The sequence below is a fragment of the Caloranaerobacter longqiensis genome, assembly GCF_050286925.1.
Classification (GTDB): domain Bacteria; phylum Bacillota; class Clostridia; order Tissierellales; family Thermohalobacteraceae; genus Caloranaerobacter.
Genome location: NZ_JBFWFX010000012.1, coordinates 72,483 through 79,034 on the forward strand (window position 1 = coordinate 72,483; position 6,552 = coordinate 79,034).

7 protein-coding genes and 7 tRNA genes are annotated in these 6,552 nt (G+C 30.5%); all 14 read left to right on the forward strand.

Going from position 1 to position 6,552, the window contains the following annotated elements; all coding sequences use genetic code 11:
• Positions 1-58 precede the first annotated feature (58 nt).
• The 14 genes from AB4Y15_RS10270 to AB4Y15_RS10335 all read left to right on the forward strand — a co-directional run bounded on the left by AB4Y15_RS10270 (position 59) and on the right by AB4Y15_RS10335 (position 6,285).
• On the forward strand, positions 59-1,081 hold the full coding sequence (locus AB4Y15_RS10270; protein ID WP_427340267.1) for a GerMN domain-containing protein: 1,023 nt from the start codon (positions 59-61) through the stop codon (positions 1,079-1,081).
• A 267-nt stretch (positions 1,082-1,348) separates the two neighbouring features.
• A complete protein-coding gene (gene rph / locus AB4Y15_RS10275; protein ID WP_427340268.1) occupies positions 1,349-2,125 on the forward strand; it encodes a ribonuclease PH in 777 nt (258 codons plus the stop codon).
• Complete coding sequence (locus tag AB4Y15_RS10280) at positions 2,112-2,720, forward strand: XTP/dITP diphosphatase (RefSeq protein ID WP_427340269.1); 609 nt, start codon at positions 2,112-2,114, stop codon at positions 2,718-2,720. Before rph ends, AB4Y15_RS10280 begins: the two co-directional genes overlap by 14 nt.
• 5 nt (positions 2,721-2,725) lie before the next feature.
• On the forward strand, positions 2,726-3,205 hold the full coding sequence (locus AB4Y15_RS10285) for a metallophosphoesterase (RefSeq protein WP_427340270.1): 480 nt from the start codon (positions 2,726-2,728) through the stop codon (positions 3,203-3,205).
• 81 nt (positions 3,206-3,286) lie between these two features.
• Positions 3,287-3,360 (forward strand) — tRNA-Gly (locus AB4Y15_RS10290).
• Positions 3,361-3,369: 9 nt separating this feature from the next.
• Positions 3,370-3,446 (forward strand) — tRNA-Arg (locus tag AB4Y15_RS10295).
• A 10-nt stretch (positions 3,447-3,456) separates the two neighbouring features.
• Positions 3,457-3,533, forward strand: a tRNA-His gene (locus tag AB4Y15_RS10300).
• A gap of 7 nt (positions 3,534-3,540) precedes the next feature.
• Positions 3,541-3,616 (forward strand) — tRNA-Lys (locus AB4Y15_RS10305).
• A 4-nt stretch (positions 3,617-3,620) separates the two neighbouring features.
• Positions 3,621-3,704 (forward strand) — tRNA-Leu (locus AB4Y15_RS10310).
• 1 nt (position 3,705) lies between these two features.
• A tRNA-Gly gene (locus AB4Y15_RS10315) sits at positions 3,706-3,780 on the forward strand.
• 252 nt (positions 3,781-4,032) lie between these two features.
• A tRNA-Arg gene (locus tag AB4Y15_RS10320) sits at positions 4,033-4,109 on the forward strand.
• A 145-nt stretch (positions 4,110-4,254) separates the two neighbouring features.
• Positions 4,255-4,464, forward strand: a complete 210-nt coding sequence (locus tag AB4Y15_RS10325; RefSeq protein WP_427340271.1) for a hypothetical protein — start codon at positions 4,255-4,257, stop codon at positions 4,462-4,464.
• Between the two features lie 83 nt (positions 4,465-4,547).
• Positions 4,548-5,204 (forward strand): tyrosine-type recombinase/integrase, encoded by a 657-nt coding sequence (locus AB4Y15_RS10330; RefSeq protein ID WP_427340272.1) that lies wholly within the window; start codon positions 4,548-4,550, stop codon positions 5,202-5,204.
• A gap of 730 nt (positions 5,205-5,934) precedes the next feature.
• Positions 5,935-6,285 (forward strand): UPF0175 family protein, encoded by a 351-nt coding sequence (locus AB4Y15_RS10335; protein ID WP_427340273.1) that lies wholly within the window; start codon positions 5,935-5,937, stop codon positions 6,283-6,285.
• Positions 6,286-6,552: the final 267 nt, after the last annotated feature.

Consider the following 6,552-nt stretch of genomic DNA (forward strand, 5'->3'; position numbering starts at 1 on the left):
CATACTCCCTCTTTGTCAGTAATATATATTAATAAGAATGGCAAAGGGGGAGTTATTTATGTCTATGAAAAAAGTCGTAGTAATAATTTTAATTTTAGCTTTAAGTGTAAGTATTTATGGATGTAAAGCAATTGATGTTATGAAAAACTTGTTTACTGATGAAGAAGAAACAGATGTTGATATAGTTAGAAGTGATGAAGATAACTTAGAAGTATCAAGTGAAGCAGAATTAAGAGATACTGTTCTATATTTTCAAGATCAAAGTGGATACTTGGTTCCAATAAAGAGACAAATACCTTGGGAAGAAGGGATTGCTAAAGCAGCATTGAGAAATATGATAGACAGTGTAGCTTTAAGAGAAGATATAGGGGCAATTGGTTTAGAGCCAATTATTCCAACAGGCACTCAAATTAGAGGTATGTCAATAGACAAAGAAACTGGTTTATGTAAAGTAGATTTTTCTAAAGAAATAATGAATTACAATTCTAAAACTGAAGAACGAAATCTTGTGAGAGGTATTGTATATACATTAACTGAATTTCCTACTATAAATAAAGTACAATTTATGATTGAAGGTAAAATAATAGACAGTTTAAAATTTGGAACTAAAATAGGAAAGCCTTTAGTAAGAAAAGATATTAATCTTATTGATACAGCATCTAAAGGTAAGTCAAAAGTAGTAGTTTATTTTAAGAATACTGCTAATGGTGAGTATGAATATTATGTGCCTGTAACAGTACCTATTTCTGTACCACAAGCTAATATTTTAACAGCACTTCAAAAGCTTTTTGACGGCCCTCCTGTAGATACTGCTTTATATAGTGATATACCTGAAGGAGTTAAGCTTCAAGGTGTAGAAATAAAAGAAGGTATAGCTTATGTAGATATATATGATGAAAATGATGCAGAATTGAAAGACCAAGCAGCATTTGAGAAGATGGCTAAGAATATTGGATTAACTTTAGGTGAATTTGAAGATATAATTGGTGTAGAAATTTTATTTGATGGCAAAACTTTAGAAGAAGCAGGAATTAAAGTAGAGCAGCCAGAAACTTTACCTGTATTTGCTAATGAGTATTAAACTACCAGTTCTCTGGTAGTTATTTTTTTGCTGACTAATAGACAAACATATTAAATTGTATGGCAAAAATTGATAAGATTTGTTATAATCTATAGGAAATTATATACTATATTAAACGATAGTAAATAATTAACAATATAATTTCCGTTTATGGAATGGGCAAAATCTACCTTGTAGTATAGTTTATTTAAATTAAAGATTTTGTTATTATAAAGTTATATATGGAAACAATATGATTATGGAAAAAAATAGATAGGAGAGATAGAGATGGTGAGAGTAGATGGCAGAAAGAGAGATGAGTTAAGAAAAGTTAAGATTACTAGGAATTTCTTAAAGCATCCTCAAGGGTCAGTTTTGATAGAAATGGGGGATACTAAAGTTATATGTACTGCTATGATAGACGATAGAGTACCACCATTTTTAAAAGGAACAGGGACAGGTTGGGTTACAGCAGAATATTCAATGTTACCTGGTTCTACAGAGACAAGAAAGGTTAGAGAATCAGTTAAAGGTAAGCTAGAAGGAAGGTCTCAAGAAATCCAAAGACTTATTGGAAGGGTATTAAGGTCAGTTGTGAAATTAGAAGATTTAGGGGAGAGAACTGTTTGGATAGACTGCGATGTTATACAAGCTGACGGTGGTACAAGAACGGCATCTATAACTGGAGCTTTTGTAGCATTAGTTGATGCGTTATATAAATTATATAAGAGTGGGGAGATTAGCTATTTACCAGTTAAATATTTTCTTTCAGCAGTAAGCGTAGGTATAGTTGAAGGAAATAGACTTTTAGATTTATGCTATGTAGAGGATTCTAATGCTAAAGTTGATATGAATATTGTAATGACAGATAAAGGTGAATTTGTAGAAATTCAAGGAACCGGTGAAGAATCACCATTTAGTAGAGAAGATTTAAATGAATTATTTAGATTAGCAGAGAAGGGTAATAGAGAACTAATAAATATTCAGAAAGAAGTTCTTGGTGAAATAGCGGAGTTAGTGGGAAAAGAAAAACAAGAAGGGGAAGTTAAAGATGAACAAAACTAGATTAATAGTAGCTAGTGGTAATGTGCATAAGATAGATGAAATAAAAAAAATACTAAAGGGATTACCTTTAGAAATATTATCAAAAGATGAAGTTGGATTAAAAGAGCTAGATGTTATAGAAGATGGAAAGACTTTAGAAGAGAACGCTATAAAAAAAGCAATGGAAGTATCAGAAAGAGTTGATGGAATTGTTATTGCAGATGATACAGGGCTATTTGTTGATAAGCTCGATGGTAGACCAGGTATATATTCTTCAAGATATGCTGGAGAAAATGCTACTTATGAGGATAATAACAGAAAACTGTTAAAAGAGTTAGAGGGAGTAAAACTTGAAGATAGAACTGCTAAATTCAAAACAGTTATAGCTATTGTAATGGAAGATAAGAGCTATAAAACTGTGGAAGGAGAATGCTTAGGGAAAATAGCTTTAGCTCCTAGAGGTAATGAGGGATTTGGTTATGATCCGCTATTTATAGTAGATGGTTATGATAAGACATTTGCTGAATTAGGTGAAGATATAAAAAATAAAATAAGTCATAGGGCTAATGCATTAAAAAAATTACGTGTAGAATTAGAGAATATACTAAAGGGATGATTGAAATGAAACTAATTGTATTAAGTGATACTCATGGTAATATAAATTCTATACTAAGAGAAATAAATAAAATAGAAAATATAGATTTACTAATACATTTAGGTGATTACTCTAAAGACGTAGATAAACTGAGAGAAATGCTAAAAGTAGATATAATAAATGTAAGAGGTAATTGTGACTTTTATGATTACAATACGAAAGAGGAGGAAATAATACAAGTTAAAGGAAAGAAAATATTGCTAACTCACGGGCATAGATATAATGTTAAATTTGGTATTAATAATCTATATTATAGAAGTAAAGAACTAGGGGTAGATATAGCTTTATTTGGTCATAGTCATGTCCCAGTGTTACTTAAACATGATGGAGTTTTGTTCTTTAATCCAGGTAGTCCAACACAACCCAGAGGTGGTAGCAAAAGAAGTTATGGGATTTTAGATATAGATGATGAAGTTAAACCAATATTATGTAAGTTTAATTTATAAAATTTCATAAAAAATTTTTTTAAAATCTATTGACAAACAGTTAAGGCAGTAGTATAATTCTATATTGTCAGCCGATGAAATGCGGGTGTAGCTCAGTGGTAGAGCCCTGGCCTTCCAAGCCAGTCGCGAGGGTTCGATTCCCTTCACCCGCTCCAGAAAGACATGCACCTGTAGCTCAGTAGGATAGAGCAGCGGACTTCTAATCCGCGTGTCGGGGGTTCGAATCCTCCCAGGTGCACCAAAAATTTATGGTGGGTATAGCTCAGTTGGTTAGAGCGCCAGATTGTGGCTCTGGAGGCCATGGGTTCGAATCCCATTATCCACCCCATCATCTCGACCCATTAGCTCAGTCGGTAGAGCACCTGACTTTTAATCAGGGTGTCCCGCGTTCGAGTCGCGGATGGGTCACCATCTTGCGGGTGTGGCGGAATTGGCAGACGCGCTAGACTTAGGATCTAGTGCCTTCGGCGTGGGGGTTCGAGTCCCTCCACCCGCACCATGCGGAAGTGGCTCAGTGGTAGAGCATCGCCTTGCCAAGGCGAGGGTCGCGGGTTCGAGTCCCGTCTTCCGCTCCATGACGAAAGTTGGCTAAAAAGCCAACTTTTTTCATTTTTTGAGTAGAAAAAAGATTTAATGTTGATTTTATTGAAACTTCAATTTATTTAAATCGAAGATTTTATTCTTAGCATAAGGTAAACTTTTATAATATATTGCAAAAATGTGGTTAATATATTATTGTAATGTTACCTAATTTTTTGTAAAATATTATTTGTTAATAATAATTTAATATTTAGCATTTAACATTTAAAATTTAAAACTGTCTTCTTGCGCCCTTAGCTCAATTGGATAGAGTCGCTGACTTCGAATCAGTTGGTTGGGGGTTCGAGTCCCTCAGGGCGCACCAGAAGTGGTAGAAACCTGATAAAATCAGGTTTCTTTTGATTTTAATATTTAAATCAGTCCATCTGATTTTTAAGGTAAAATTACTAATCAGATGGACTGATTTTTTTTGATTTTTAAATAGAAAGATTGCAGAAAGGGGGGTAGTAGTGAGAATAAAAATGTCCAAAAATGAAGAAAGCAGAAAAAAGACTTTGGAAGAGGGATTTAGAGAATTTTATAAATATTGCAGAGTTGAAAATTTGTCAGAAGCAACACTAGATTACTACGAAGAGAGTTATAGAGTGTTTACTGAATTTTTTCCTAGTGATAATAGAATTGAAGCTATTTCACAAGAAGTAATATATGATTATATATAATATATCTACAGAATCAGACAAACTGTAATTCGATATCAATAAATACTCGTTTACGAGGCCTACGAGTAATTTTATATTATTTTATGAAATTAGGTTATTTAGATGAATTTAAGATTAAATTAATTAGATCCGAAAAAAAGATTAAAGAAACATATTCTGATAAAGAATTGGAATTCTTGTTAAAAAAGCCAAATATGAATAATTGTAGTTTTGCAGAGTATAGAAATTGGGTTGTTATAAATTATTTATTAGGTACTGGGAATAGACTGTCAACAGTAGTAAACTTAAAAATTAAAGATATAGATTTTGAAAATGGATTAATAAAAATTGAAAAAAGTAAAAATAGAAGGCAACAAGTTATTCCTCTTTCAAAGACTTTAGAAAGAATTCTATTAGAATATATTCAAATTAGAAGAGGAGAACCAGATGATTATTTATTTTGTAATATTTATGGACAAAAATTAACTACTAATGCACTTTCAACAGCAATAAGAAAATATAATCAAAAAAGAGGTGTTATGAAAACATCTATACATTTGTTTAGGTATACTTTTGCGAAAAAATGGATATTAGCAGGAGGAGATATATTTAGACTACAGAAAATCCTTAATCATAAGTCATTAGATATTGTGAAAGAGTATGTTAATATGTTTACAGATGATTTGCAGAATAAATTTGAAAAATTCAATGCATTAGAGCAAATCAAAGGGAATAGTCGAAATAAAATTAAAATAAGATAATATAATTTAAATTTGTTTGGTATAGCAAAATGCTTACAATAAAAACGATTTTTGAAATAAATTCATTTTAAATATAAAAATTAGTAATATTTTATTTGTACTAAAATAATGTTTTTTGAGTAATAAAGAAAAAAATAACATTCGAGAGGAACTTAAAAAAAGTAGGGAGATGTTTATACATGTATAGATTGTATTGTCAAAACTTAAAAAAATTATTTAAAGATAAATAAAGCAGGAAATTTCAATGAATTTAGATTAAGAATTACAAGGCCTTTATTAATTTTAGCAGATGTAGAAAAATACAAAAACTAAAAGAAGAAGATGCTTTATATAAAGAAGTGAATAACTTAGTTTATGAGATAAATAAAATAAGGATAAGTATCCTCGTTTAAGTGCATTTTCTTGGGAACTTTGGGCTTTAGATTTTAAAAGTGAAAAAGATGATTCTTTTTCAAAAGAAATTGTTTATGAGCAGTTAAAACTAATAAAATTGTTATTGGGTACACAGTATTGGATATAAAATTTAATTTTAAAAAGGAATTTATTCATCAAAACAAAGGGACAAAGAGTCGAAATTGGAGATATATGAGTAGTTTAAAGTAAAAGAATATTAAATTGTTGATATTAATGAAGAGATAATTGTATATCATAATAAGAATGAGAGATACATGTCTTGAGATATTTATAATAGGAATATGAATATAAGAAGAAAGTATATAAGAGGACAAGGATGATTGAAATGAAACAAAACTCTGAAAGAGTTACTGCTGTACCAGACTTTATACAAGAATTATCTAAAGAAATTGAAAAATATAAAAAAGGGAATAAAGAATTTGAAACTTTGGTAAATTTATTTAAACAATGGGAACGATCGGCTGGTAAAAAAGATAAAACAACATATGAAATAAAGAAAGCATTAGCAGTAGAATGTTATAAAAATAAAAAATTATCATTAGGTCAATGTGCGAAATTAGCAGAAATGAATGAGACAGATTTTATTAAATATTTAGGGGAACAGAAGATCTGTATATTTAATTTTGATTCAGAAAAGGAATTGTTAGAAGATATTAAAAATGCATAGTATAATTTGTTTATATTAGGAGAATGGAAAGCAAGTAGAAACTTGTTGTGCTTTACAGTTGGAAATTTTAATCAAGTAAATAACAAATATAGAGCCTATTATCAGTAAATTAACATGGAGTTTCTACAGGTATGGTATATATGCCTTGCCGGCAAACTAGTAAACAAAAGGCTTAGCCAACTTCAATAGGCTACCATACCTGCTTCTCCATGTAAATTCTACTGGAATTAAAATAATAACACTTTTCCTTGAGGTGGGGGAATTTTC

Excerpts from the sequence above, each read along its gene's own strand:
- AB4Y15_RS10270 (WP_427340267.1), top strand. The coding sequence starts at position 59 with ATGTCTATGAAAAAAGTCGTAGTAATAATTTTAATTTTAGCTTTAAGT.
- rph (WP_427340268.1), top strand. The coding sequence starts at position 1,349 with ATGGTGAGAGTAGATGGCAGAAAGAGAGATGAGTTAAGAAAAGTTAAG.
- AB4Y15_RS10280 (WP_427340269.1), top strand. The coding sequence starts at position 2,112 with ATGAACAAAACTAGATTAATAGTAGCTAGTGGTAATGTGCATAAGATA.
- AB4Y15_RS10285 (WP_427340270.1), top strand. The coding sequence starts at position 2,726 with ATGAAACTAATTGTATTAAGTGATACTCATGGTAATATAAATTCTATA.
- AB4Y15_RS10330 (WP_427340272.1), top strand. The coding sequence starts at position 4,548 with ATGAAATTAGGTTATTTAGATGAATTTAAGATTAAATTAATTAGATCC.
- AB4Y15_RS10335 (WP_427340273.1), top strand. The coding sequence starts at position 5,935 with ATGATTGAAATGAAACAAAACTCTGAAAGAGTTACTGCTGTACCAGAC.